Annotated in this window: 23 protein-coding genes; 9 read left to right on the plus strand and 14 right to left on the minus strand. The window is 67.7% G+C overall.

Annotated features, from left to right (window positions below; translation table 11 throughout):
* Positions 1-12: 12 nt before the first annotated feature.
* Both OG474_RS13225 and OG474_RS13230 read right to left on the minus strand, forming a co-directional pair.
* Positions 13-3,069, minus strand: coding sequence for a glycoside hydrolase domain-containing protein (locus OG474_RS13225; protein WP_405062562.1), 3,057 nt, complete (start codon positions 3,067-3,069; stop codon positions 13-15).
* Between the two features lie 113 nt (positions 3,070-3,182).
* The gene (locus OG474_RS13230) at positions 3,183-4,163 is read right to left on the minus strand and encodes a GlxA family transcriptional regulator (RefSeq protein WP_405062563.1); all 981 of its coding nucleotides are present in this window, start codon (positions 4,161-4,163) and stop codon (positions 3,183-3,185) included.
* A 58-nt stretch (positions 4,164-4,221) separates the two neighbouring features.
* On the opposite strand from OG474_RS13230, the gene OG474_RS13235 reads away from it, so the two are divergent.
* Both OG474_RS13235 and OG474_RS13240 read left to right on the plus strand, forming a co-directional pair.
* The gene (locus OG474_RS13235; protein WP_405062564.1) at positions 4,222-4,860 is read left to right on the plus strand and encodes an HD domain-containing protein; all 639 of its coding nucleotides are present in this window, start codon (positions 4,222-4,224) and stop codon (positions 4,858-4,860) included.
* A 51-nt stretch (positions 4,861-4,911) separates the two neighbouring features.
* Complete coding sequence (locus OG474_RS13240) at positions 4,912-5,259, plus strand: UBP-type zinc finger domain-containing protein (protein WP_405062565.1); 348 nt, start codon at positions 4,912-4,914, stop codon at positions 5,257-5,259.
* A gap of 3 nt (positions 5,260-5,262) precedes the next feature.
* Here OG474_RS13240 and OG474_RS13245 read toward each other — a convergent pair whose 3' ends face one another.
* From OG474_RS13245 to OG474_RS13270, 6 genes are all read right to left on the minus strand, one after another.
* Complete coding sequence (locus tag OG474_RS13245) at positions 5,263-6,264, minus strand: proline racemase family protein (protein WP_405062566.1); 1,002 nt, start codon at positions 6,262-6,264, stop codon at positions 5,263-5,265.
* Positions 6,261-7,163: a dihydrodipicolinate synthase family protein gene (locus OG474_RS13250; protein ID WP_405062567.1), complete on the minus strand. Its 903-nt coding sequence runs from the start codon at positions 7,161-7,163 to the stop codon at positions 6,261-6,263. Before OG474_RS13250 ends, OG474_RS13245 begins: the two co-directional genes overlap by 4 nt.
* Positions 7,160-8,821, minus strand: coding sequence for an FAD-dependent oxidoreductase (locus OG474_RS13255; RefSeq protein ID WP_405062568.1), 1,662 nt, complete (start codon positions 8,819-8,821; stop codon positions 7,160-7,162). The genes OG474_RS13250 and OG474_RS13255 overlap by 4 nt, the downstream gene beginning before the upstream one ends.
* Positions 8,818-9,972: an NAD(P)/FAD-dependent oxidoreductase gene (locus OG474_RS13260; RefSeq protein ID WP_405062569.1), complete on the minus strand. Its 1,155-nt coding sequence runs from the start codon at positions 9,970-9,972 to the stop codon at positions 8,818-8,820. The genes OG474_RS13255 and OG474_RS13260 overlap by 4 nt, the downstream gene beginning before the upstream one ends.
* Before the next feature lie 75 nt (positions 9,973-10,047).
* Entirely contained in the window at positions 10,048-10,626 is a 579-nt protein-coding gene (locus tag OG474_RS13265; RefSeq protein ID WP_405064573.1) for a helix-turn-helix domain-containing protein, read from the minus strand.
* A gap of 218 nt (positions 10,627-10,844) precedes the next feature.
* On the minus strand, positions 10,845-11,900 hold the full coding sequence (locus OG474_RS13270; RefSeq protein ID WP_405062570.1) for an SDR family oxidoreductase: 1,056 nt from the start codon (positions 11,898-11,900) through the stop codon (positions 10,845-10,847).
* Positions 11,901-11,971: 71 nt separating this feature from the next.
* Here OG474_RS13270 and OG474_RS13275 point away from each other — a divergent pair, with 71 nt between their 5' ends.
* Positions 11,972-12,850: a LysR substrate-binding domain-containing protein gene (locus OG474_RS13275; protein ID WP_405062571.1), complete on the plus strand. Its 879-nt coding sequence runs from the start codon at positions 11,972-11,974 to the stop codon at positions 12,848-12,850.
* A 3-nt stretch (positions 12,851-12,853) separates the two neighbouring features.
* Here OG474_RS13275 and OG474_RS13280 read toward each other — a convergent pair whose 3' ends face one another.
* Entirely contained in the window at positions 12,854-13,303 is a 450-nt protein-coding gene (locus OG474_RS13280) for a MarR family winged helix-turn-helix transcriptional regulator (RefSeq protein WP_405062572.1), read from the minus strand.
* A 141-nt stretch (positions 13,304-13,444) separates the two neighbouring features.
* Here OG474_RS13280 and OG474_RS13285 point away from each other — a divergent pair, with 141 nt between their 5' ends.
* The 3 genes from OG474_RS13285 (at position 13,445) to OG474_RS13295 (ending at position 17,104) form a co-directional block, all read left to right on the plus strand.
* On the plus strand, positions 13,445-14,623 hold the full coding sequence (locus OG474_RS13285) for an MFS transporter (protein ID WP_405062573.1): 1,179 nt from the start codon (positions 13,445-13,447) through the stop codon (positions 14,621-14,623).
* Positions 14,624-14,639: 16 nt separating this feature from the next.
* Positions 14,640-15,467 carry an aldo/keto reductase gene (locus tag OG474_RS13290; protein WP_405062574.1) on the plus strand — a complete coding sequence of 276 codons (828 nt, stop codon included), beginning with the start codon at positions 14,640-14,642 and terminating at the stop codon, positions 15,465-15,467.
* Between the two features lie 65 nt (positions 15,468-15,532).
* A complete protein-coding gene (locus OG474_RS13295) occupies positions 15,533-17,104 on the plus strand; it encodes an IS1182 family transposase (protein WP_405060078.1) in 1,572 nt (523 codons plus the stop codon).
* Between the two features lie 194 nt (positions 17,105-17,298).
* Here the strand turns inward: OG474_RS13295 and OG474_RS13300 are convergent, their stop codons facing one another.
* A complete protein-coding gene (locus tag OG474_RS13300; protein WP_405062575.1) occupies positions 17,299-18,180 on the minus strand; it encodes a hypothetical protein in 882 nt (293 codons plus the stop codon).
* Positions 18,181-18,607: 427 nt separating this feature from the next.
* On the opposite strand from OG474_RS13300, the gene OG474_RS13305 reads away from it, so the two are divergent.
* Positions 18,608-19,312: a TetR/AcrR family transcriptional regulator C-terminal domain-containing protein gene (locus OG474_RS13305; RefSeq protein ID WP_405062576.1), complete on the plus strand. Its 705-nt coding sequence runs from the start codon at positions 18,608-18,610 to the stop codon at positions 19,310-19,312.
* A gap of 138 nt (positions 19,313-19,450) precedes the next feature.
* Positions 19,451-20,248: a S1 family peptidase gene (locus OG474_RS13310; protein WP_405062577.1), complete on the plus strand. Its 798-nt coding sequence runs from the start codon at positions 19,451-19,453 to the stop codon at positions 20,246-20,248.
* A gap of 44 nt (positions 20,249-20,292) precedes the next feature.
* Here the strand turns inward: OG474_RS13310 and OG474_RS13315 are convergent, their stop codons facing one another.
* From OG474_RS13315 to OG474_RS13325, 3 genes are read right to left on the minus strand one after another with little or no spacing between them, the layout of a single operon-like run.
* Positions 20,293-21,639 carry a dihydrolipoamide acetyltransferase family protein gene (locus OG474_RS13315; RefSeq protein WP_405062578.1) on the minus strand — a complete coding sequence of 449 codons (1,347 nt, stop codon included), beginning with the start codon at positions 21,637-21,639 and terminating at the stop codon, positions 20,293-20,295.
* The gene (locus OG474_RS13320; protein WP_405062579.1) at positions 21,636-22,622 is read right to left on the minus strand and encodes an alpha-ketoacid dehydrogenase subunit beta; all 987 of its coding nucleotides are present in this window, start codon (positions 22,620-22,622) and stop codon (positions 21,636-21,638) included. Before OG474_RS13320 ends, OG474_RS13315 begins: the two co-directional genes overlap by 4 nt.
* A 2-nt stretch (positions 22,623-22,624) precedes the next feature.
* Positions 22,625-23,713, minus strand: coding sequence for a thiamine pyrophosphate-dependent dehydrogenase E1 component subunit alpha (locus OG474_RS13325; protein ID WP_405062580.1), 1,089 nt, complete (start codon positions 23,711-23,713; stop codon positions 22,625-22,627).
* Between the two features lie 118 nt (positions 23,714-23,831).
* Here OG474_RS13325 and OG474_RS13330 point away from each other — a divergent pair, with 118 nt between their 5' ends.
* The gene (locus tag OG474_RS13330; RefSeq protein ID WP_355459477.1) at positions 23,832-24,320 is read left to right on the plus strand and encodes an Lrp/AsnC family transcriptional regulator; all 489 of its coding nucleotides are present in this window, start codon (positions 23,832-23,834) and stop codon (positions 24,318-24,320) included.
* Between the two features lie 57 nt (positions 24,321-24,377).
* Here OG474_RS13330 and OG474_RS13335 read toward each other — a convergent pair whose 3' ends face one another.
* Positions 24,378-25,367, minus strand: coding sequence for a LacI family DNA-binding transcriptional regulator (locus OG474_RS13335; protein WP_405062581.1), 990 nt, complete (start codon positions 25,365-25,367; stop codon positions 24,378-24,380).
* Positions 25,368-25,418: the final 51 nt, after the last annotated feature.

The raw sequence follows: 25,418 nt of genomic DNA on the forward strand, positions 1-25,418 counted from the left end.
AGTTCGGCTGTGTCAGTTCGAATAGGCGGCGATCTCGTCGACGAAGATCCAGTCGGCCGCCACGCCTTGTGAGTACTTCTCGTACTCGACCTGCACATACCGCGCGGTCGTCTGCACCGGGAACCGGAACCACTGCGCCGACGAAACGCTGGTGGCCGCGATCTGGGTCACCCTGTCCAGGGTTTCGCCGGTCGAGATCCGGACGGCATCCGGTGAGTACTTCGTCACCCCGTCGAAGTTGTCGTGCACCTCGATCCGCCCGATCGTCTTCACCGAGCCCAGGTCCACGGTCACCTTCCGCCAACCCGTCGTACCGACTCCGAAGGTGTAGCCGTAGCTGAAGCCGTCCTCGTGGTGTCCGGCGATCACGCCGTCCGTCGACTCCTTGTTGCCGGTGTCGGGGTAGTTGGCGTGCGGCGGCTCACCCTTCGTGTACGTCGCGCCCGCGGCGAGGTTGTCCGGACCGGTGGCGGCGTAGGCCTCGATCTCGTCGACCAGCATCACCGACGCGTCGGCCGTGAACGTCTTGTTCAACGTCACCCGGACATAGCGCGCGGTGGTCGGCGGGAAGTCGAACTGGTACCAGATCTTCGACCGGTCGTTCGGCGTCCCCGGCAGGAAGCCCTTCTGCTTCCAGGTCACGTTGTCGGTGCTGGTCGCGATCGTCACCCGGTCCGGCCGGTACGCCGGATACTCCTCGTAGGCGTGCAGCCGGACCTCGTCGAGGTTCTGCGCCGAACCGAGGTCGAACTGGATGGTCGCGGTCCCCTGCCCCGCCCCGAACCCGTAGGTCCGGCCATCGTCGTGCGCATCCGCCAGAACGCCGTCGGTCGACTCGAATCCGCTGTCCGGCTTGTTGTTCGGCGCGGGATTGACCGTGTAGCTGCGACCGCCGAGCACGTTCTGCTTCGCCAACGGGCTCCCGGCCACCTCCAGACTGTTCAGCCCGGACACTCCACTGCCGAACTCGATCCGGACGAACCGCGCCTTCCCATTGACCCCGGCAAAGGTTCCACCACCGCCCGTGTACGCCGTGCTCCAGCGGACCCCGTCGTACGAGACCCGGACCGAGTAGTTGCCAGCAGCAACTCCAGACCAGTTCAGCTGGAGACCGTCGAGCTGCACCTGCCGCCCGAAGTCGACCTGGAACCACTGCGCACCGGTTCCGCTCGGCTGCCAACTGGTCGCCTTGTCACCGTCGACCGCCTTGGCTGCCTCGTGGCCGGCGGCCGCGCTCGACGCGCTGACGGTCTTCCCCGCGGCGAGGTCGGCGGCGATCACCGGCTTGCCGGCCGCCGCGTCCAGCGCGATCCGCCGGATCCGCGCCTGGTAGCCGGTGTCCGCGCTGTACTTGTCGGCCCGCTCGGCCAACGCGGCCGCCAGATCCTTTGCCAGCTTGGGATTCGTCCGGCCGAGGATGTTCAGTACTTCGTAGTCCTCGATCCCGTCCCGCAGCGATTCGTACCGGATCGACGACTGGATGGTGTTGTTCTCGACGTCCGGCCAGACGATCTCGTGGTCGCCCTTCGACTCGGTCTCGTCGAGATCGGCCAGCCAGCCGTTCATCGAGTAGTGCAGGTAGCCGTTCGCACCCCGCGAGTAGGCGTACCAGGGCGTCAGCCGCTGGTTGTACTGCGGCTGGTCGATGAAGCGGTTGAGGAAGTTGCCGACCGGGATGTTGCAGTTGTAGAAGTAGAGATCCTTGCCCTGGGCCCGCAAGTTGTCGTACGTCGCCCGGTTCTGGTCGTAGTTGAGCAGGTTCGGAACCATCACCGACATGGTCGACGCCAGGTTCGACGCGGTCGGCTCGTGGAACGCGGCGTCGCCGATCCGGACGTCCGGCCAGTGCGACCGCATCCGCTGCGCGATCCCGCGGTACGCCGCCTCCTCCTGGTCGCCGACCGGCTCGTCACCGACATGCATCCAGTACTTCAGGCTCTCGGTCCAGCCCTTCGCGTCCAGGTGCTGCTTGAGCTGCGGGATGAACTGGTCGATGAAGTTGTTCGCCTTCGCCGTGTTCCAGTTCACGTAGTTGCGCTGCCCCTTGCCGCCGGTGCCGTCGATGATCTCGACCTCCCGGATCCCGTCCTGCGGGCGACCCCAGTTGTACGTGTCCGCCGAGACCCAGAAGCCTTCGAGCCGCTTCACCACACCACGGTCCAGCATGAACTGGATGACCTCGTCGATCCGGCTCCAGTCGAAGGTGTAGACGCCCTGCGCGTTGCTGTTGTTCGTCACGGTGGTGTTGCCGTCGAACAGCATGTTCACCAGCGGCAGGGTGAGCGTGTTCGTCCGGTGCCGCTTCATCTGGGTGGCGACCTTGTCCATCAGGTCCCAGTACTGCGGGCTGTACCGCGGGTACTTGTAGGTCTGCTCCATCGTCTGACCGTTCGGCGCCCACGAGATCTCACCGAAGAACACGTTCCACAGCGTCGTTTCGAACGTCTGGTCCTTCGGATCCGGCAGCGTCACCGCGCGGACGTCGACCGAGATCGGCACCTCGATCGGACCCGCCTGCGTGGCTACCGTCGCCGTACCGGTGTAGACCCCCGCGGCGGTTCCCTTCGGTACGGCTGCGGTCACCCAGATCGACAACGCCGTTCGCGGTCCGACGCTCGCCGTACGGGCGTTGGACAACGGATCCGGGAAGTCTCCCGGCGCTTTGCGGACCGGCGGATACATCTGCTGACTGCCGAACTTCGTGTTCGCGTTCAGGTACTTGTAGTTGACGAAGTTGTACGACAAGTTGCTGGCGGCAATCGATGCGCCGTTGCCGGTGAGCGCAGAGAACGAGACGCCGTCGACGTTCACCGTCGAGGAGGAACGCAGCACGATCTGCGCGCTCTCCTCCTCGTTGCTCGCGGCATCGAGGGCGATCGTGCGGCCGGATTCCTTGCTGGGCAGGCTGTCCCGGAAGACGCTGGTACTGGACGGCTCGGTCCAGTAGTCGACTCCGGGCGCGGCCTGCACGACCTGCTTCGGGGGTGGCGCGGTGCCGGCCTGGGCGTTCGGAGCGAAGGCCACGACGGCCACCAGGGCAGCGATGACGAGACGGCGGACTGGCAGCATGACGGGTCCTCTCGGAACGGCGGCGGGGCGGCCACCTGCTGCCGTCAACCATCTACGGGCTCGGCCGAATTGGTCCAGGAACCCGGCTAGACCATTCGACCGGCCTCGTAGGCCTACTGCCCGACCTGTTGAAACCGTCGCCGGTACTCCGTCGGCGTCGTACTCAGATGCCTCGCGAAGGCGCGGCGGAGGGTTTCGTCGCTGCCGAGGCCACTGTGTTGCGCCGCCGCGGTGATGCTGTGGCCGTCGAGGATCAGTTGCTGCGCGCGGTCCAGCCGGACCCGCTCGATCCACCGGCCGGGCGTGGTCCGCAGCTCGGTCTGGAACAGCCGGGTCAGATGCCGCGGGCTGACCGCGACCTGTTTGGCGAGGTTCGGCAGGCTGTGGTCACCTGCGGGGTCGGCCACCACGGCCGCGGTCGCGACCCGCAGTGGATCGCTCTTCGCCGGAGGTGTCGCGATCGCCGTGGAGAACTGCGACTGACCACCTGGGCGTTGCATGAACACGACGAGCTCGCGCGCCACCTCGCGGGCGACGTCCGCACCGTGATCGGCCTCGACGAGCGCGAGTGTCAGATCGATTCCGGCGCTGATGCCGGCCGAGGTGACATACCGCCCGTCGGTGATGTGCAGTGCGTCAGGCTCCACCTGGATCTGCGGATACTGGCGGGCGAGCGCGCTTGCATGCCGCCAGTGGGTGGTGGCGCGGCGGCCATCCAATGCACCCAGCGCGGCGAGCACGAACGCCCCGGTGCAGACCGACGCGACCCGCTCGGCTCGAGCTACCAGTACGGCGGCGGTGTCCCGGACGTCGTCCGGAACCCGCTCGGCGAGGTGGTCGGCGCCCGCGATCAGGACCGTGTCGACCCGGTCGACCTCGGCCGCGGTGACCGTGTCGGCCAGCGTCAGGCCTGAGGACGTCCGCACGTTGCCGCCCTTGGGCGAGACCAGGACGGTCTCGTACCGCGGGCCTTCCCGGTTGGCCTGATGGAACACCTCGAGCGGCCCACTGACGTCGAGCAGCGTCACGTCGTCGTACACGACGAAGGCGACCCGGCATGTCCGAATCTGTGGTGCTCCCGGCATTTTGGACATGTCCTCAGCGTAGCCGCGGCGGTCAAGCTGAAGACCCAAACACTGGAAAGGCAGTCCCATGACCGAAGAGATCGCCGGCATCAAGATCCCCGACAGCACCTTGGCCCGCGAAGCCACCGACCTGGTCCGGGACGCCGCGACGCCGCTCGTCTACCACCACTCACGCCGCGTCTTCCTGTTCGGCGCCCTCCGCGGCCTCGCCGACGGCCTCGCGTTCGACCCCGAACTCCTCTACGTCGGCGCCCTATTCCACGACCTCGGTCTGACCGAGCGCTACCGCCGTACCGACCAGCGCTTCGAGATCGACGGCGCCGACCAGGCCCGACGGTTCCTGGAAGCGCACGGCATCCCCACCCTCGACGCCGATCGCGTCTGGACCGCGATCGCGCTGCACACCACCCCGGAGATCCCGCTGCACATGGCGCCGGAGATCGCCCTCGTCACCCGCGGCGTCGAGTTCGACGTACTGGGCCTCGGCTACGACTTCCTCCCCGACACCCAGCGCAAGGCCGTCGTCGCCGCGCACCCCCGGCCCAACTTCAAGCCGCAGATCCTCGCCGCCTTCACCGAGGGCCTCATCGACCGCCCCGCCACCACCTTCGGCAACGTCAAGGCCGACGTCATGGCCCACTTCGTCCCCGACTACCGCCGTACCGACTTCGTCGAGATCATCCAGAACTCCGCCTGGCCGGAGTGACCCGCTGAACGATGCTTGTTTGGGGGGCTCGGGCGGGTAAGGATGTCCGGTATGACGGAGAGTTCTGGGATCGACAGCACGGTGCCGCCGAGCGGGACCGGATGTGCGGAGTGTCTGAGCAACGACGGGTGGTGGTTCCACCTGCGGCGGTGTGCGGAGTGCGGTCACATCGGTTGCTGCGACTCGTCGCCGGCGCAGCACGCGTCGGCCCACTTCGCCGAGAGCGGCCACCCGATCGTGCGCAGCTTCGAGCCCGGCGAGGACTGGTTCTGGCACTACGGCGAGTCCCAGTACTACGACGGCCCCGCGCTTGCCGACCCCCAGTCCCGCCCGGCCGACCAGCCGGTCCCCGGCCCGGCCGGCAACGTGCCGACCGACTGGGAAAACCACCTCAACTAGCGGCTACAGCACGAAGCCGGTCGGGAACGGATCGTCGGGATCCAGGAGATAGTTGGCGGTCCCGGTGATCCAGGCTCGGCCGGTGACTGTCGGCACGACGGCCGAGTGGTTGCCGACGGTTGTCTCCTCGACCAGCCGGCCGGTGAAGCGGGTGCCGATGAAGGACTCGTTGACGAAGTCCGTGTCGAGGGCGAGCTCGCCACGGGCATGCAGTTGCGCCATCCGGGCCGACGTACCGGTCCCGCACGGTGAGCGGTCGAACCAGCCTGGGTGGATCGCCATCGCGTTGCGGGAGTGCGCGCCATCGAGACCCGGCGCGGTGAACTGCACATGCTTGCAGCCGCTGATCCCGGGATCGAGCGGGTGCACCGGCCGGTCGGCCGCGTTGATCGCATCCATCAACGAGAGCCCAGCGTTGAGGATCTGATCCTTGTACGCGCGGTCGAACGGGATCCCGAGCTGCTCCAACGGCAGGATCGCGTAGAAGTTCCCGCCGTACGCGAGGTCGTAGGTCACCGACCCCAGCCCCGGCACCTCCACAACCGCGTCCAGAGCATGGCTGTACGACGGTACGTTCCGCAGCGTCACGTGTTCCGCGCGACCGTTGCGCACGGCAACATCAACCACGATCAGTCCCGCGGGGGTGTCCAGCCGCACGACGGTGAGCGGCTCCTGCACCTCGACCATGCCGGACTCGACCAACACGGTCGCGACCCCGATCGTGCCGTGGCCGCACATCGGCAGGCACCCGGAGACCTCGATATAGAGCACACCCCAGTCCGCGTCGGGGCGGGTCGGCGGCTGCAGGATCGCGCCGCTCATCGCGGCGTGACCGCGCGGCTCATTCATCAGGAAGAGCCGCAACCCGTCGAGGTGCTTCACGAAGTACTCGCGCCGCTCGGCCATCGTCGTACCGGGCACGACCCCGACCCCGCCCGTCACGACGCGGGTCGGCATCCCCTCGGTGTGTGAGTCGATCGCAGTGATCGTGCGGACGGATCTCATCGCAAAGACTCCACAGCCTTCTTCATGTCCTGCTCCAGTTGTACGACGTGCTCGGGCACGAGCGGCCCACGCGGCGGGCGGCAGGGGCCGCCGTACCGGCCGACGTAGTCCATGCCGTACTTGATCGCCTGGACGAACTCGACCCGCGAGTCCCAGCGGAACGCGGCGACCAGCGGCTCGTACAACGCGCGCGCCTCCTCCAGCTTGCCTTGTACGGCGAGGTCGTACAACCGCACCGATTCGGCCGGGAAAACGTTCGGAAACCCGGCGAACCATCCGGTCGCCCCCATCAGCAGCGCCTCGAGGGTCAGGTCATCGGCACCCGCGATCACCGCGAGCTCCGGCGCCAGCTCGCGGATCTCCAGGATCCGCCGGACGTCGCCCGAGAACTCCTTGACCGCGACAACGTTCTCGATCTGCGCGATCTCGGCCAGCAGATCGGGCGTCAGGTCGACCTTCGTGTCGATCGGGTTGTTGTAGACCATCACCGGAAGGCCGGCCTTGGCGACCTCGGTGAAGTGATGAAGCACCTCACCCCGGTTCGCCCGGTACATCGTCGGCGGCAGGCACAGTACGCCGTCCGCCCCGTCCTCGGCCGCCTTCTCCGCCCACGACCGCGCCTGATGCGCGCCGACCCCGTGCACCCCGACGACCACCACACCATCGTTGCCCACAGCATCAATCGCCGTCCGCGCCACCGCCCGCCGCTCATCATCCGTCAGCGACGAGTACTCCCCCAGCGACCCGTTCGGCCCGACTCCACGGCACCCGTTCGCCACCAGCCACTGGCAATGCTCCGCATACCGATCCAAGTCCGGCCGCAACCCAGCGGGTGCTGAGGCATCTTCCTTGTAGGGCAAGGCGGTAGCAACAATTACGCCGTCCAGCTTCTCCGTCACAACTTCTCCTCAGCCTCTGCCAAATCACCCAACCGCACCGGTACGGCGATCGGCCGTTTCATGGACGTACTTCCACCCAGCAACTCAGCCACGTTCCGCGAGCAAACCCGCCCCTGGCACAACCCCAACCCAGCCCGGGCACTCAACCGCAGCGCCCGCCCCGCAACCCCCCGCTCCCCCACAGCCCCCTCAACCTCCCCCCGGCAAACCTCCTCACACCGACAAACCAAAGTCCCCGCCGAACTCCACCCCTTCCACCCCTCCCGAACCGGATAAGCCCGCCCCAAAGCCCCCGCAAACCGCCGCAACCTAGTGGGCCGATCGGCGTCCACCACCGTCGGATGACCGGCCGCACGAGCCGCGGCTGCACCGGCGATTGCGCCTTCTGCTGCTGATAGGGCTGCGCCGCCTATGCCGGTCAGCTCGCCGGCGGCGAAGACTCCGGGGGTGGTTGTCTGCTGCTCGGCGTCTGCGACGACTGCCAGGCCGTCTTCGGTGAGTTTGCAGCCGGCGGCTACTGCGAGCTCGAGCTGTGGGGTGAAACCGAAGCCCACGCAGACCGCGTCACACTCGATCCGGCGTTCCGAGCCCGACACCACGTTCCAGTTCGGGTCCAGTCGAGCGACGGTGACGGCCTCGACATGGTCGGTCCCGTGGGCTTCCACGACCGTCCAACCATGACGGTACGGAATGCGGTGGCGAGCGAGCGTGCGCACATACCCGGCGAACTCTCCGAGCTTGCCAACGGCAACCAATGGATCCGACGACCAACCACGAGCAACCGTCGACAACCGGTTGGCTTCGAACAACCCCAACACCGACGAGCCGACCCCGACCAACGACTCCGCGACCGGCAGCAGAAACGGCCCGGTCCCAGCGACAACAACCCGCCGACCAACAGCGATCCGCTGACCCTTCGCCAGCGCCTGCGCCGCCCCCGCCGTATAAACCCCCGGTAAATCCCAACCAGGGAAGGGCAAAACCCGATCGTAAGCACCAGTAGCCAACACCACCGAACCACCGTCAACCGCAAACACCGAGCGCCCTGCAGCATCCGCCGCCCCGCTCTGCACCCACAGCCGCATCCCCTCAACCGCCCACACCGAGGTCTCCGGCAGATACGTGATCAGCTCATGCGACAACAGCCGATCACCGACGAACGCCTTCCGCCGCACGCCGAACTCCGACTCAGCTTGCCGATGGAACTGCCCACCCAAAGTACGCCCAGCATCAACCAGCAGCACCGACGCCCCAGCATCAGCCGCCGCCAACGCAGCCGCCATCCCCGCCGGCCCGGCCCCCACCACCACAACGTCAGCCCGCCGCGACACACCAGCCGAGCCTCCAGCGCCACCGCCCCGAGGCAACTCAGCCCCAACCTGCGACTGAATCTCATCCCCCGCACACACAGTCCGCTGGCAGGCCCGCACATCCGGAATCCCGTTCACGACAACCAGACAGTCGTAACATGCCCCGATCCCACAGAACACCCCGCGTGGCCGACCCCCGCCTCGCGTCGTCCGCCAAGCATCCTGCCCCCGCGCCAGCAACACCCCGGCAACCGTCTGCCCGGCAACCGCCTCCACCGGCGAACCATCCACAGTCACCGGTACGGCGCTCGCCGTACCGACCGAGTCCCGCGCGAAGAAGGCGGTCATCCGTCGATCACCGCCGCCCGGTCCACCCGGAACGGATCCGCCACCACATGCGGCTCCAACCCCAGGAACAGCTCAGTGATCAACCGCCCGGTCGACGCCGCCAACCCGATCCCCGCACCCTCGTGACCGGTCGCATGCCACAACCCCGGCACGCGCGGATCGGCCCCGATCACCGGCAGATGATCCGGCGCGTACGGCCGAAACCCGCCGTACGCACGCATCACCGCAACCTCGGCCAGGAACGGAAACAGCCCAACAGCCTTCCGCGCCAACTCCCGCAACACCCGAACCCGCAGCGACTCGTCGAACCCGACCCGCTCCCGGCTCGACCCGATCAGCACCGTCCCGGCCCGCGTCGACTCGACCACCGTCGACGTCTGCAGATCCGCGTCCCCGCTCCCGACCGCGCCGACGTAGTCCGCGTCGTAGACCTTGTGCCGAACACACTCCGGCAGCGGCGCCGTCACCAAAATCATCCCCCGCCGCGGCAGGACCCGAATCGGCGCACCAGCCTCAGCACTGAACGCCCCAGCCCAAGGCCCACAAGCATTCAGTACGGCGGCGCACGCGATCACGCCGTCAGTCGTCTCCACCCCGATCACTCGCCCCGACGCAGATCGCCGGACCCCGATCGCAGTCACCCCCGACCGAACCTCACCGCCCCGATCCCGAACAGCAGCAAGCAAAGCCGTTGCCGCCAGCACCGGTTGCAACTGCGCGTCATCCGGATAATGCACCGCGCCCGTGACCCGGGGCGTCAGCAACGGCTCCAGCTCAAACGCCTCAGCCGCAGAGATCAGGCGAGCCGAGACCCCAGCACCCGCTTGCTTCGCAGCGAACGCCTTCAGCGGCGCCGGATCGCCGGTCGCGACGACCACACCACCCTTGGCTTCCCACTCGACATCAGCAACCCGCTCCGGCAACCGCGCGAGCACCGTCTCCCACTCGAACCGCGATGCCACCGCCAGCTCGAGCTCCGGCCCGGGCTCCTTGTCCGACACGAGCACATTGCCTTCGCCGGCTGCCGTCGTACCGGCCGCTGGCCCGTCCCGATCGATCACCAGCACCCGGACCCCGGCCGCCGACAGCGCCTCGGCGCAGGCGGCCCCGACCATGCCGGCACCCACGACGACCACGTCGGGCTGCGGCACGGCGACCTCCTCGGCAAACGTTCATTAAACTGAACGATTTCGAGAGTACGTCGCTCGCCGCCCCGCGGTCAACGGTCAGTCGCGATGCGGTCCCGGGCCGGATGGCGCGGCGTCCGGCGGGTACTCCAGCAGCAGCACCGACCGCACCGGCCCGTCCACCGCCTCGTACCCATGCGGCCCACCGGCCCGGAACGCCAGGTAGTCCCCCGGCCCGAGCTCCTCGGTCCGACCGCGCGAAGTCACCCGCAACCGGCCGCTGAGCACGATGTGGTGCTCGATCCCGGGATGCCCGTCCGAGTGCTGAACGGCGTCCGGCCGCACGTCCTGCGTGTAGATCTCGAACAGTCCACCGGCCGGCTCGAGCCGCCGTACCATCCGCAGATCGATCGCTTCACCGGACAGTACGTCGATCTCCGCCGCCCGCACGACGACCAGATCGGCCGTCGGCGCATCGCTCAGCAGCGCCGACACCGGCACCCCAAGAGCGTTCGACAAACTGAACACTGTCTCGATCGTCGGGTTCCCGCTCCCGGACTCCAGCTGCGACAACGTCCCCTTGGCGATCCCCGACCGCCGGGCCAGCTCGGACAGCGAGATCCCCTGCTCATCCCGCCGCGCACGCAGATTCGCGCCCAGCACCCGCCCCGCACCCATCGCCGCCACACCGGGAGCATAAACCGGTGCCGACCGCAGTGACGCCTGCGCGGCTTTGGGGAGCAAAACCGACCGATTCCGAGGGCAGAGACTCCCCGAACCGGTCAAGCAGCAGCCCGCAGCGGCGACCAGCCACGGCCGACACCAGACCCTCTTCTCGCGACGAGAATTCACAACGTCCGAAGATCCGGAGACCACGCTCTCCGATCGTTCGGACGTTACTGGGGGATCACGCGCTGCCGCCTGAGCTCGGCGAAGGCGCGGAAGAACATCTCGTCGGTGGCGACGTACTCATGGAAGCCTGCACGCCGCGCCTTCGAGCCATCGGCGAAGACGTCGTAGTCCCAGCCGAACACGAAGTCCGCGAACGGCCAGGACGACACCTCGGCAAAGGATGTCGCCGCCAGCCCGTGCGTCGCCTGCAACTGCTTCCAGGCCGGCTCCTTGTCGACCATCACGTCCTGCAGCGACATTTGCAGCGGCGGGGCAACATCCATCTCGAACCAGCGTGCGATCTTCGGCCACAACTCGCTCCACCGGAACAGATCGCCGTTCGCGATGTTGAACGCCTGGTTCGCCGCGGCCGGCGCGGTCGCTGCCCACACCGCCGCCTTGGCCAGCAACCCCGCATCGGTCACCTCGAGCAGCGCGTCGTACGCCCCGAGCTTGCCCGGGAACCGCAGCGGCACTCCCAGTTCCTTCGACAGCGACGCGTACACAGCGATTGCGACGGCCAGGTTCATCGGGTTGCCCAAGGCAACACCACCGACCACCGACGGCCGCAGTGCGGACCAGTCCCACGCTTTGCCGACCTGCCGCGCCTCCAGGAACTGCTGCTGATCGACGTTGAACTCCGGCGGCAGATGCGGCGGATCGTCCTCGCGCGCCGGCGTCTTGAACGGTCCGAGATGCGCGCCGTACACCTTGTAGCCCTGCATCAGACTGATGTGCCGCAAACCTTTCGCGACCGGCTCGATCGCATCCACCACGTTGACCAGCATCGCCAGGTTCGGCGGCACCAGCTCGGCCCAGGTCGGCCGGTCCTGGTACGCCACGTAGAACACGTGCGTCACCTCGGACAACTCAGCCAATTTGGCCTGGGTATCCGCGGGATCGAGCAGGTCCACCGCCAGGTGCCGAACCTTCCCCGGTACGTCGACGCCGCCACGCCGTGACAACCCGATCACTCGCCAGTCCGCCAGCGAGGCCAAGTGCTCGACCAGATTCGTCCCGATCACCCCACGGGCACCGACCACCAACGCCACATTCTGCATATCCACAGCCTGTGTGCAGGCATGTGGATAAGTCCAAGGCATAGTTATTTCAGTTGCCATAAGCTGGGCTAATGACAACGCTGCGCCAGCTGGAGTACCTGGTCACGGTTGTGGACACGGGCTCGTTCACGAAGGCGGCCGAGCAGCTGCATGTCACGCAGCCGGCGCTCTCGCATCAGATCCGCGCCCTGGAGCGGTCAGCCGGCGGCCCGCTGCTGGAGCGGCTCCCGCGCAACATCCGGCTCACCTCGACCGGCCGCGCGATGATCCCGCACGCCCGCGCGGCGCTGGCCGATGCCTACCGCGCCCAATGCGCCGCGCGCCAAGCGGCCGGCCTCGAGGTCGGCGAGCTGCAGATCGCCACGCTCTACTCGATCACCCTGGGCGTTCTTCCCGCCGCGCTCCGCCGCTGGCGCCAGTCCTACCCCGAGGTCGGCATCCGCCTCTTCGAGCACCGGCATACCGACGAGCTCGTCGAGGCCATGTCCGCCGGTCAGGCCGACCTCGCGATCGGGCCCCAACCAACCGGTTGGTTGGGAACGCTCGAGCCGCTGGGCTCCGAGGACTTCGTCGTCGTGGTCGCGTCCGACGATCCCGCCGCGGTCGGCGACACGGTCGAGCTAGCCGACCTCGCCGACCGGTCCTGGGTCCACTACACGCCGAGCCACGGACTGTCCGACGTACTCGACATCGCTTGTGCACAAGCAGGTTTCGAACCCCGCATCGCCATCCGCACCGAACAAACCGCCGCCGCCCCAGCGCTAGCCGCCGCCGGCCTCGGCCCCGCCCTGGTCCCCCACAACATCCTGCCGCCCTCGTACGACGGCCACATCCTCCGCCCCGCCCCCTCGATCAGCCGCGCCCTAACGGCGTACACGCGCGGCCGCCCAGACCCACTGGCCGCAGCCTTCATAGCCCTACTCAGTCAGTCGATCACGGCCGACCTGTGACAGTCAGACCGTCAGGGGCAGCTTGTCCAGGGCGGTGACCAGGGGAGCCAGCTCGGGGAGCTCGGCTGCTTTCTGGAGGGCAGACGTCAGTACGGCGTCGTGGGTGGGCTGGGCCTGGTCGAGCAGCTCGCGGCCGGCGGCGGTGACTTCGGTGTAGATCCCCCGGCGATCGTCGGCACAGAGGTACCGACTCAACAGCTGGCGATCCTCCAGCCGGCTCACCAGACGTGTCGTCGCGGACTGACTCAGCACGACCGCAGTCGACAACTGGTTCATCCGCAGGTGGTAGTCGTTCTGCCGGGCCAGCACGTCGAGCACGGTGTACTCACTCACGGACAGTCCGTGCTGCTTCTGCAGCGCGCGCTCCAGCTCGTCCTCGATCCGGGCATGCAGAGCAGCCAGGGTCCGCCACCCCTGCGCCCGCGCCTCGGCGGCGTCGTCCGGTAGTCCCACGGCTCCTCCACTTGAACTTTACGTTTGCATGCGCAATCATAGCGCTTGTGCAATAGCCCGCGTCTGCAACTATCCGCGCTGGAAACTAGCGGCGGACGCCGGTAACAGTCTCAAGACTACATTCGAAGGAGCGGAGAGCCCATGCCTGCGGCCTTACTCGCACTGGCCATCGGTGCATTCGGGATCGGTACCACCGAGTTCGTGATCATGGGGCTACTGCCCGAGGTCGCGACGGACTTCGGCGTCAGCATCCCCTCGGCCGGTCTACTGATCTCCGGCTATGCGCTCGGCGTCGTGGTCGGCGCGCCACTACTGACCGCGATCGGGTCCAAGGTGTCTCGCAAGACCGTGCTGATCGCCCTGATGGGCGTGTTCATCGCCGGCAACCTGATCTCCGCGGTCGCCCCGACCTACGGCGTCCTGATGACCGGACGGATCGTGGCCGCGCTGTCCCACGGCGCGTTCTTCGGCGTCGGCTCGGTGGTCGCGGCATCGCTGGTGCCGAAGGCCAAGCAGGCGAGCGCGATCGCGCTGATGTTCACCGGACTGACCGTGGCCAATGTGCTCGGTGTTCCCGGTGGTACAGCGCTCGGTCAGCAGTTCGGCTGGCGGTCGGCGTTCTGGGCTGTCTCCGCGCTCGGCGTGATCGGGCTGGCCGGGATCATCTTCCTGGTCCCGCGGCAGGACACGACCGAGGGACCTGGCCTGCGGGTCGAGCTGGCCGTGTTCAAGAACCTGCAGGTCTGGCTGGCACTGGCCATGACCACGCTCGGCTTCGCCGGTGTGTTCGCGTCGTTCACCTACATCGCGCCGATGATGACCGAGGTCGCGGGCTTCTCGTCCGGCGCGGTCACCTGGCTGCTCGTGCTGTTCGGCGGCGGCCTGGTCGTCGGCAACCTGCTCGGCGGCAAGGCAGCGGATCGCTCGCTGATGCCAAGCCTGTACGTCATCCTCGCGCTACTCGCCGCCGTACTGGTCGCGTTCGTCTTCACGGCGCACGCGAAGGTGCCGTCGGCAATTACCATCGCGCTCTTCGGGGCAGCCGGGTTCGCGACCGTGGCTCCGCTGCAGAAGCGGGTCATGGACAAGGCGGCCGGTGCACCCGCGCTGGCATCCGCGGCCAACATCGCCGCCTTCAACCTCGGCAACGCGATCGGCGCGTACCTCGGCGGACTGACCATCTCGCACGGCCTCGGCTACACCGCCGCCAACTGGGTCGGCGCCGCGCTGGCGATCGCCGGTCTGATTGCTGCCCTGACCTCTGGGGCACTGGACCACCGCCGCCGTACCCAGAACTCCTCTGTCCTCACTACTGTCTGAAGGATTTGATCCACCGATGATTCCCACCGTGAAACTCAACAACGGCGTCGAGATGCCCCAGCTCGGGTACGGCGTGTTCCAGGTCCCCGACGACGAGACCACCGCGGCCGTGACGGCGGCGCTGGAGGCCGGCTACCGCAGCATCGACACGGCGACGGCGTACCAGAACGAGGCCGGTGTCGGTAAGGCACTGGTTGCCTCTGGCATCGATCGTGACGAGCTGTTCGTCACCACCAAGCTGTGGAACGCCGATCAGGGCTTCGACAACACCCTGAAGGCCTTCGACCGGAGCCTCGACCTGCTCGGCCTCGACTACCTCGACCTGTACCTGATCCACTGGCCCGCGCCCGAGCTCGACCTGTACGTCGACACGTGGCGCGCGCTGGAGAAGATCCTGGCCGACGGCAAGGTCCGCGCGATCGGTGTCTCCAACTTCCAGCCGCAGCACCTCGACCGGCTCGCCGAGGTCGCGGGGATCACCCCGGCCGTCAATCAGGTCGAGCTGCACCCGTTCCTGCAGCAGGACGAGGTCCGCGCGTACGGCGCCGACTTCGGTATCCGCACCGAGGCGTGGAGCCCGCTGGCCAAGGGCGGCTCGCTGCTGACCGACCCGGTCATCGAGGCGCTCGCGGCCAAGCACGGCCGCACCCCGGCCCAGGTCGTCCTGCGCTGGCACCTCCAGCTCGGCAACATCATCATCCCGAAGTCCGTCACGCCGGCCCGGATCAAGGAGAACCTCGACGTGTTCGACTTCGACCTGACCGACGAGGACCTCGCCGCGATCACCCCTCTGGACCGCGACGAGCGCACCGGCCCGCACCCGGACACCTTCAACGTCGTCTAGGAGGCCGCTGAATAATCGGTGTGTCCCTGCCGGGTGTGTGGGTTGGTCGCGGGGACGATTGTGGGGTGCAGGGTGTTGAGCGGGTTGATCGGGAGTTGTTGGATGCGCGGGCGCTGGTCGGTCATCTGGTGCCTGAGGGGAGCATGTTCGCGTTCTTGGCTGAGCATCGGCGAGAGCTGTTCGCTGACAGTGATTTCGATGATCTGTTCGGGTCGGGTAAGGGACGGCCGTCGATCCCGGCGTCGGTGATGGCGTCGGTGATGGTGCTGCAGACGTTGCACGACTATTCGGATCGGGAGACCGCGGAGGCGGCGCGGTGTGATCTGCGGTGGAAGGTCGCGACCGGGATGGCGTTGGACGCGAAGGGTTTCGACGCTTCGACGTTGGTGTATTGGCGGCGGCGGTTGGCGAAGTCGGATCGGCCGTATCGGATCAATGACGCGGTCCGCAAGCTGGTTGCGGTGACCGGAGTGTTGCGGGGCCGGTCGAAGCGGGCGGTGGATTCCACGATCCTTGACGACGCGGTGGCCACTCAGGACACGATCACTCAGCTGGTCTCGGTGATTCGCCGGGTCGGTCGGCAGGTGCCTGGCGCTATGGAGCAGATCGCGGCGGTGTGCACCGGCCACGACTATTCCCAGCCGGGCAAGCCGGTGATCGACTGGGACGACCGTGACGCGCGGCAGGCGCTGGTATCGGCGCTGGTCAACGACGCGAACGCGCTGATCGATGCCCTGGCCGGCACGAAGCTGGACGACGACGCCGAGGACGTGGTGGCGTTGCTGGCATTGATCGCCGGCCAAGACGTGGAACCGGCCGACGGCAGCGACGGCACCGACGGGCGGTGGCGGATCGCGCGGCGGACCGCGCCCGAGCGGGTGATCTCCACGGTCGATCCCGAGGCCCGCCATACCCGCAAGTCGCCACGTAACACCCGCGATGGGTATCGCGCGCACGTGGCCGCCGAGCCGGAGACCGCGATCATCACCGACGAGGCCCTCACCCAGGCAGCCGGGCCCGACAACAGCGACGCTGCCGTGGCCGCCGACTTCCTGGCCGCCGAGACCGAACCCCGCCAGTGGTACGGCGATTCCGCTTATGGCGCAGGGGATCTGCGGGCCGCCATCGCCGAGTCCGGACATGGCGCGGTAATCAAACCCGGCCCGGTGAAGGCCCCGGTCGAAGGCGGTTTCACCATCGATGATTTCACCGTGGACGAAGCGGCCGGCCAGGCCCAGTGCCCGGCCGGGCACACCCGGACGATCACCAAGACACGCGCCGTGGTCTTCGGCGTGCTGTGTCGCGACTGCCCGCTGCGGACCCACTGCACCACGGCCAAGAACGGCCGTATCCTCCAACTCCACAACCACGACGCGCTGCTACGCCAAGCCCGCCGCGACTGGTCCAACGACCCGGACCTGCGCCAGAACTACCGCACCAACCGGCCCAACGTGGAACGAGCCATCTCCCAGATCGCCAGCCACGGCGGACGCCGCGTCAAACTCCGCTACCGCGGCACCACCAAGAACAACGCCTGGCTCAAACACCGCACCGCCGCCCTCAACCTACGCAACCTCATCGGCCGAGGACTCACCCGCACGACAGGACTCTGGGTCCTGACCGCCCAGACCACCTGACAAAGGCCACCAGCGAGGCTTCCGATCGGCGTCAGCGCCCACCACGAGCCACCCCACCGGCCCCAGACACCTTCTCACCGACCGGACCGCTCTGCCACGCCTCGCCCCAGACTTCGAACTGCGCCTGCCCACCAATCTCCGCGCTCAGACCCACACAGCAACCAATCCCAAAACCGCCCTAATTCAGCAGCCTCCTAGTGCGTGTCGTAGTACTCCGCGACTGCGTGGAAGGACTTCTTCGGTTCCCAGCGGTACGGCGACGCTGGGTCCGCGGAGGTCTTCCGGATGACCTTGCACAGGCTGAACGCCGCGATGTCCTCGTCGTGAGGGCGGTCGTTCGGCCGGTGCGGGGCGTCCGGTGAGATGAACGTGTACATCGAGGCGCCGAGGAAGCCCTCGTTGGCGAAGACCTCGAGCATGTTCGTCAGGTGGTCGGCCTGGGCCTGCTCGTTTCGCGTGTACTGCGGCGGGATCACCGGTACGTCGCCGCTGAAGTCGACGATCTCCCAGCCCATCCCACCCAGCTCCGGCGCCCCGGTGAACGTGCAGCAGCCGAACTCCAGCACCATGATCGGCTTGCCCCACCTGCGGAACGGCGCGAGCTCCTTGGTGTGACCGGCCGGATCCTCGTGGAAGCTGTAGTAGTCCAGCCCGACGATGTCGAACAACGACCAGTCCACGTTCTCCAGGTCGTGCGCGGCACCGTACGTGATCCGGCCGTGGAAGTTGCGCCGGGCAACCTTCACCATCTGCGCGGTGATCGCGCGGAACCGCCGCTGCAGCTCCTTCATGTCGAACTCACCCTTGGTCAGATACTCGACCCGCTCGAAGAAGTCCTTCCCCGGCACGATCCCCGGCGTGAACAGCATGAACTCACACCCCACCACCAAGATCACCTCCGGCCCCGACCGCCGCCGCAACCGCTCCGCCCCGATCGCCACCGCCCGCAACTTCGCCAGCGCATCCTCCTGAGGCTCATCAAACGCCCGCGGCTGCACCGAAACCGCCATCCCCCGCCGCGTCACCTCCTCCGCCGTCTCAATCAGCCGCCCGACATCACTCCCATAAACACTCACCCAGTTCGCATGCAACCGCTCCCCGATCGCCCGAACCTCCCCACACATCAACTCCCGACTCCACCGAACCCGACTGTCGTCTCCAAGGAACCCCGTCCCCACGTCATAAGCCACCCCCTTGAACGCCAGCCTGCGTCGCCCGCCTGTACCCAGGGAGTGGGCCCTCTCGACGGGGTGGGGCAGGGCATTGCCCGCCGCAGTGCCGCCTCCCGCAGCGGAGGCCAGGCTTGCGGAACCTACGGAGCCTGCCGCCCCGGCGACCACCCCAAGCGCCACCGCGCGTCGTAGGAACTGGGCTCGGTCCATCCGCGATTCGTCCATGTCCACGAGTGTTCGCCGAGCGAAGGCGACAGTCGTCCACCCTCCGTCCCTCGCCCGGCGACTTTGGTTGCGAACACGGTGTGCTCGGATCTGAGACACTGTTTCAGTGCGTGCAGCAGACGACCGGACAGCGCTCGGATCCGTATGGCTCCGGAGCGAGGCGGAGGCGACCCGGGCCCCGCTCACCCGCGAGCAGATCGTGAGCGCCGCGATCGAGCTCCTCGACCACGACGGTCTCGACGGTTTCTCGATGCGGAAGATGGCGACCGTCCTCGGCACCGCCGCGACCTCAGCCCTCTACTGGCGGATCGCCAACAAGAACGACCTGCTGGAGCTCGCAGTCGACGAAATCCTCGGTACGGCGCTCGCCGACCCCGGCCCGGGCGATTGGCGGGACCACCTCACGGCTGCGTGCACAGCGGCGTACCGGGTGTTGTGGGAGCACCCCTGGGCACCGCAACTGCTCGCGACCCACGCCGGCCTCGGCCCGAACTACCAGGCCTTCACCGACCAGCTCGTGACGATCCTGACCGCAGCGCGCTTCAAGGGTGAGTACCTCGACTCCGCGGTCTCGGCCGTCTTCCACTACCTGATCGGCTCGGCCGTCACCGACTCCGCCTGGTCCGCGATGGTCCGGCGCAGCGGACTGACCGAGCGACAGTGGGCCAACGAGGCCGGTGATCAGCTCGGCGTCGGAGCCGAAAGTCTGGCCGCGTACCTCAACCGCGCCAACCGCGCCGGTCCGGAGGCCAGATTTTCCGCAGGGCTCCGGGTGATTCTGGTCGGACTGCGTCCCCGACAGCTGTCCTGACCTGCTGTGACACAGGGATGACCCGTCACCACTGTGCCCGGTCAATCGCTTGTGCTACCCCCTGTCACAGGACGACTCTTCACGGTTATGGGGCTGCGCCGCCCTGCGGCCCCCTGAGATAACCCTGGAGTGTGAGGTATGTCAGGAAAGCTCAAGCTCGCCCGTGCCGCGTTCGCCGCCATCATCCTGGTGGCAGCATCGGCCGGAGCGGTCGGTTCTGCCCAGGCCGCCCGGTCGAAGCCCCCGGCCCCGATCGTCGGCGGAACCCTGGCCAGTACGGCGCAGGCCCCCTGGGCGATCGCGCTGAACAACAGCCGCTCGTCCGACCCGTACGGGCAGTACTGCGGCGCGACCCTCGTGAAGGCGAACAAGCTGGTCACCGCGGCGCACTGCGTCACCCAGCCGATCAGCACCTACACCGCGGTCCAGGGCCGCGACGACCTGCGCACCACGGCCGGTCGGACCTCGAAGATCTCCAAGATCTGGAAGGACCCGCAGTACGGACAGGTAGCCGGCCACGACGTCGCCGTACTGACGCTGACCACACCGTTCACCGGTATCGCGACGCTGCCGCTGGAGACCAGCACCGCAGCGGACGCGGTCGGCGCGCAGTCGACCGTCTACGGCTGGGGCGACACCGAGGGCACTGGTCCCTCGGACCGCTTCCAGAAGGTCCTCACGCCGGTGCTCGGCGACGCGTACTGCAACCAGGTCTACGCAAGCGAGGGCTACGTGGCCAACGGTGAGATCTGCGCCGGCTACAAGAATGGCGGCAAGGACTCCTGCCAGGGTGACTCCGGTGGCCCGCTCGTCCTGAACGGCCGACTGTTCGGTGTCGTCTCCTGGGGTCTCGGCTGCGCCGACGCCGGCAACCCGGGCGTGTACGCGCAGGTCGCCACCTACGCCAGCGCACTGACCACGCAGATCAACAACTAGCTGCGTTCGAGTGGCCGGCCCACGGGGGCCGGCCACTCTTCTCTCTACAGATCAGCGAACGCCGAAGTCGGGTTCTCGAAAGCATCCGCGACGAACCGCAGGAACCCGGCGGCCGTTCCGCCGTCACACACCCGGTGGTCGAACACCAGCGACAACTGCGTCAGCTTCCGCACCGCCAGTTCGCCGTCGACAACCCACGGCCGGTCGATGATCCGCCCGACACCGAGAATCGCGACCTGCGGATGGTTGATGATCGCCGCGCTCCCATCCACCCCGAAACTCCCGTAGTTGTTCAGCGTGAACGTCCCGCTGCCCAGCTCGTACGGCGTCAGTCGCCCGGCGCGCGCGGTCTCGGTCAACCGCCGGATCTCCGCGTCCAGCCCACGCGCACTCAGCTTGTGCGCACCAGCCACCGCCGGCACCACCAACCCACGCTCGGTCTGCGCCGCCAGCCCCAGGTTCACCCCGTCGAACTGAACAAGCTCCTCGCGCTCGGTGTCCACGAACCCGTTGAGCTCCGGATACTTCACCAACCCGGCAACGACGAACCGAGCCATCAGCGCCAGCAACCCCGGCCCCGGATCAGTTGCCGACCGCAACGACTCCCGCAACTCCAGCAACGCGGTGGCATCCACATCCACCCACGTCGTAGCCTCCGGAATCTCCCGCCGGCTCCGACTCAAAGTCGCCGCCACAACCTTCCGGAACCCACTCATCCCCTCCCGCCGCAACTCCGCCAACCCAGTCCGCGAGTCAACCGCCCTCGCGCTGGCCCCGGCTACCTCAACCGGGGCGGACTGACGTTCGGCGGCGGCCGGAACCGTCGTGACCTCAGCCGCCACAGGTCCGACTCGGCGGGCGATCGCCAGCTCCACGTCGCGGCGGACGATCAGTCCGTCGGCCCCGGTTCCCACGACGCTCGTCAGATCCACCTCGGCATCGCGCGCCAACCGCCGTACCAGCGGCGAAACCACCAACGGCACCCGCCGCTTCGCGCTGTCCGGTACTTTTTGGGCGCTATTTGACGAAAAGTCTCCGACCAACGCAGCACCACGCGGTTTGCGGCGGCGGCCGGGGCCGGTTGACTCGCCGGTGCCGTAGCCGATGAGCACGTTGCCCGAGCCGGCGCGCTCTTCCTCGCGATAGGCCGCGCCGGCCTCGGCGCCGATGGTGATCAGCGGCTTCCCGACCGGGATGACCGTCCCCACCTCACCGTGCAGCTCCTCGACAACACCCGCGTACGGCGACGGCAGCTCCACGACCGACTTCGCCGTCTCGACCTCCGCAACTGGGGTGTCCACGGCAACCACATCACCGGCCGCGACCAACCAGCGAACGATCTCGCCCTCGGTCAGCCCCTCGCCGAGATCCGGGAGCAGGAAGGTGTTCACGAGTCCTCCCACTGCAGATCGTCAACAGCATCAAGGATCCGGTCGACCCCCGGCAGCTGGTGCTTCTCCAGCTTCGGCGGCGGATAAGGAATGTCGAACCCGGTCACCCGCCGTACCGGCGCGGCCAGCGAGTGGAAACACCGTTCGGTGACGCGAGCAACGATCTCCGACGACACACTCGCGAACCCACTGGCCTCGGCGACCACCACAGCCCGCCCAGTACGCCGTACCGCCGCACACACCGTCTCGTCGTCGAACGGCACCACCGACCGCAGATCCACGACCGTCAACTGCCGCCCCTCGGCCGCGGCAACCTCCGCGGCCTCCATCGCGACCGGCACCGAAGGCCCGTAGGCGATCAGCGTCGCGTCCGCCCCTTCGCGCCGTACGACAGCCTTCCCGATCCCCGGCACATCCTCGGTCAGATCGACTTCTTCCTTGGCCCAGTAGAGCTTCTTCGGCTCCATGAACACCACCGGATCCGGCCACTCGATTGCCCGGCGCAACAACGTGTACGCGTCGGCAACGGTGCTCGGGGCAACGACCGTCAGTCCCGGCGTGTGCGCGTAGTACCCCTCCGAGGAGTCGCAGTGGTGCTCGACCCCGCCGATCCCACCGGCGTACGGCATCCGGATCACCATCGGCAGCGCGACCCGGCCACGCGTCCGGTTCCGCATCTTCGCGACATGCGACACGATCTGCTCGAACGCCGGATACCCGAACGCGTCGAACTGCATCTCGACCACCGGCCGCATCCCGTTCATCGCCAGTCCGACCGCCATCCCGACGATCCCGGACTCGGCCAACGGGGTGTCGAAGCAACGATCCTCACCGAACTCGGCGGTCAGCCCGTCCGTGATCCGGAAGACCCCGCCGAGCGCCCCGACATCCTCACCGAACATCAGCACGCTGTCGTCAGCGGCCATCGCGTCGCGCAGCGCCTGGTTCAAAGCCTGCGCCATCGAAATCTTCTGGTGCGTCATGGTCAGGCCTCCTCTCGCGCCAGCTCGTCCCGCAGGAACGCGGCCTGCTCAACGAGCTGCGGCGTCGGTACGGCGTACAGGTGCTTGAACAGGTCCTCCGGATCCACGCTCGGCTCCGGCATCAACCCGTCCCGCAGTTGCTGCGCCACCCGAGTGGCGGTCTCGTCAGCCCGCTGCCGGACGGCGTCGTCCAGCAGACCGGCGTTCGTCAGGTAGGCCTCGAGCCGCTTGATCGGATCCTTCGCCAGCCAGGGCGTCACTTCGTCGTCCTGCCGGTAGCGCGTCGCGTCATCGGCGTTCGTATGCGCCTGCACCCGGTACGTGTGCGCCTCGACCAGCTGCGGCCCCTCGCCGGCACGCGCCTTGTCGACAGCCTGCCCCAGTACGGCGAGCAGCCCGGCAAGGTCGTTGCCATCGGCCCGTTCTCCGGGAACGCCGTACCCAATCCCCTTGTGGGCAATGGATGGCGCGACGAGCTGCTTCGAGAGCGGAACCGAGATCGCGTACTCGTTGTTCTGCACGAAGAACACCACGGGTGCGCGGAAGACCGCCGCGAAGTTCAGCGCCTCGTGGAAGTCGCCTTCACTCGTAGCGCCGTCACCGCACAGCGCCATCACCACGGTGTCCTCGCCCTTGAGCCGCGCCGCGTGCGCGACACCGACCGCATGCGTGAGCTGCGTCGCCAGCGGCGTCGACTGCGGCGCGACGTTGCGCGCGTAGGGGTCGTAGCCCGAGTGCCAGTCACCGCGCAGCAGCGTCAGCACCTCGATCGGGTCGACCCCGCGGCTCACGATCGAGACCGTGTCGCGGTAGGTCGGGAACAGCCAGTCCCCGTCGGCGAGCACCATCGAGGCCGCCACCTGGCAGGCCTCCTGCCCATGCGACGACGGGTAGACCGCCAGCCGGCCCTGCCGGACCAGCGCGCTGGCCTGATCGTTGATCCGACGTCCCTTGATCAACTCAACGTAGCCGTCGACAAGTGCCTGGTCGGTCGGCAGCTTGTACGACGAATGGTGGTGCGGAACCCCGTCCTGGTCGATCAACCGGACTGGTTCGGCGGAGGGGAGCAAACGCTCCTCGACGGTGGTCATAAACCCTCCAGTGCAGGGAGACGGACGGTGGCCACATCGTCGTTCTTCTGGCCATTCGAATCCAGACCTGGGAAAATGCCGAGACACTTGGTTTCCATCGGCTGATTTTGGAGTGCAAATGTCCCAGGACGAGATCCCGCATCAGGCAGGTCCTGGACGGATGGTCATCGCTCCGGCGCTCGACGAGATCGACCGGCAGATCGTCGAGGCGCTGGGCCGCGACGGACGGCTCTCGATCCGGGCCCTGGCCGAGCAGGTCCACATCTCCCGGGCGAACGCCTACGCCCGGGTCGAACGCCTCACCAGCACCGGCACCATCACCGGCTTCACGGTCACCGTCGACCCGCTCAAACTGGGTCTCGCGACCTCGGCGTACGTCACGCTCAGTCTTCGCCAGAGCTCCTGGCGCTCACTGCGCGAACAGCTCCAGGCCATCCCCGAGATCAAACACATGGCGCTGGTCGGCGGCGACTTCGACGCCATCCTCCTGGTCCGCGCCGCCGACAACGAAGGCCTCCGCCGCGTAGTCCTCGAGAAGCTCCAAGCCATCCCCGAGGTCCTGGGCACCCGCACCGCCCTCATCTTCGAAGACCTAGGCACCCTCTAGCTCTTACGTCCGAACGTTCGCAGTACAGGGTCGGCGTGTTTCGGACGTTAGAACTCGCTAACAGCCGCAGGACTTCCGGATCACCAGCTCGGTCGGGTACGCCGTGGTGCGACCGGCCGGCCCCTCCACCAACTGCCGCACCACCTCCGTGGCCATCCGCTCCAACGGCTGCCGAACCACAGTCAGCGGCGGCCAACACCACTCCGCCTCCGCAGTCCCGTCAAACGCCACCACCGCCACATCCTCCGGCACCAGCAAGCCCGCCTCCCGCACCGCCCGCAGAACCCCAACCGCCTGCAGATCCGAACTGACAAACACCGCAGTAGGCCTCACCTCCAACCCCGCCAACCACCTCCCCGCCGCATACCCACCGTCCCGGCTGAACCTCACTCTGATCAGCGGACCATCCGCCAACCCCGCCGCCCGCAACCCCTCCCGCCACCCCCGCTCCCGCTCAGACCCCGCCCCCCGCGCCACCTCTGACCGAGGACCGGGCTCGCCGATTACCAGGGCGATTCGGGTGTGGCCGTGCCAGGCGAGGTGTTCGACGGCGGCGCGGGCACCTTCGCGGTAGCGCGGGCTGACTGAGCTCACTCCCGGCAGGACCCGGTTGACGACAACGACTGGTACGTCGGCGCCGGCCAGGTCAGGGGCCTCGGCGGGCGTCACCAGCACGAGTCCGCTCACCTGCCGCGCCAGCAACTGGGCGACCTTTGTGCGCTCGGTTTCCGGATCGCCGTCAGCGCTCGTCTGCAGTACGACGTACCCGCGTTCAGCCGCGGCCCGGTCGATCGCCTTGGCCAGCTCGGCGAACAACGGGTTCCCGCCATCGGGAGTGATCAGGCCGAAGGTTTGCGTGCTCCCCGTCCGCAGCGCCCGTGCCGTCGCGTTCGGCCGATACCCGAGCACGCGGATCGCCTCGAGAACGCGCTCCCGCGCCTGCGGCGACACGGCCCGCGGCCCGTCGTTCACCACGTAACTCACGACGGCGGTGCTCACACCGGCGTACCGGGCGACGTCGTTGCGGGTGACAGGAGACGGCGACATGAGCCGATGGTACGACCGTTGACCGCCGCGGAAGGCTGTTGCTAGCCTCGA

Source organism: Kribbella sp. NBC_01505 (assembly GCF_045040285.1).
Classification (GTDB): Bacteria; Actinomycetota; Actinomycetes; order Propionibacteriales; family Kribbellaceae; genus Kribbella.

Bases quoted from the DNA above. Each gene is read 5' to 3' on its own strand.
- OG474_RS13225 (WP_405062562.1), bottom strand. From the start codon at position 3,069: ATGCTGCCAGTCCGCCGTCTCGTCATCGCTGCCCTGGTGGCCGTCGTG.
- OG474_RS13230 (WP_405062563.1), bottom strand. From the start codon at position 4,163: ATGTCCAAAATGCCGGGAGCACCACAGATTCGGACATGCCGGGTCGCC.
- OG474_RS13235 (WP_405062564.1), top strand. From the start codon at position 4,222: ATGACCGAAGAGATCGCCGGCATCAAGATCCCCGACAGCACCTTGGCC.
- OG474_RS13240 (WP_405062565.1), top strand. From the start codon at position 4,912: ATGACGGAGAGTTCTGGGATCGACAGCACGGTGCCGCCGAGCGGGACC.
- OG474_RS13245 (WP_405062566.1), bottom strand. From the start codon at position 6,264: ATGAGATCCGTCCGCACGATCACTGCGATCGACTCACACACCGAGGGG.
- OG474_RS13255 (WP_405062568.1), bottom strand. From the start codon at position 8,821: ATGACCGCCTTCTTCGCGCGGGACTCGGTCGGTACGGCGAGCGCCGTA.
- OG474_RS13265 (WP_405064573.1), bottom strand. From the start codon at position 10,626: ATGGGTGCGGGGCGGGTGCTGGGCGCGAATCTGCGTGCGCGGCGGGAT.
- OG474_RS13270 (WP_405062570.1), bottom strand. From the start codon at position 11,900: ATGCAGAATGTGGCGTTGGTGGTCGGTGCCCGTGGGGTGATCGGGACG.
- OG474_RS13275 (WP_405062571.1), top strand. From the start codon at position 11,972: ATGACAACGCTGCGCCAGCTGGAGTACCTGGTCACGGTTGTGGACACG.
- OG474_RS13285 (WP_405062573.1), top strand. From the start codon at position 13,445: ATGCCTGCGGCCTTACTCGCACTGGCCATCGGTGCATTCGGGATCGGT.
- OG474_RS13290 (WP_405062574.1), top strand. From the start codon at position 14,640: ATGATTCCCACCGTGAAACTCAACAACGGCGTCGAGATGCCCCAGCTC.
- OG474_RS13310 (WP_405062577.1), top strand. From the start codon at position 19,451: ATGTCAGGAAAGCTCAAGCTCGCCCGTGCCGCGTTCGCCGCCATCATC.
- OG474_RS13320 (WP_405062579.1), bottom strand. From the start codon at position 22,622: ATGACGCACCAGAAGATTTCGATGGCGCAGGCTTTGAACCAGGCGCTG.
- OG474_RS13325 (WP_405062580.1), bottom strand. From the start codon at position 23,713: ATGACCACCGTCGAGGAGCGTTTGCTCCCCTCCGCCGAACCAGTCCGG.
- OG474_RS13330 (WP_355459477.1), top strand. From the start codon at position 23,832: ATGTCCCAGGACGAGATCCCGCATCAGGCAGGTCCTGGACGGATGGTC.
- OG474_RS13335 (WP_405062581.1), bottom strand. From the start codon at position 25,367: ATGTCGCCGTCTCCTGTCACCCGCAACGACGTCGCCCGGTACGCCGGT.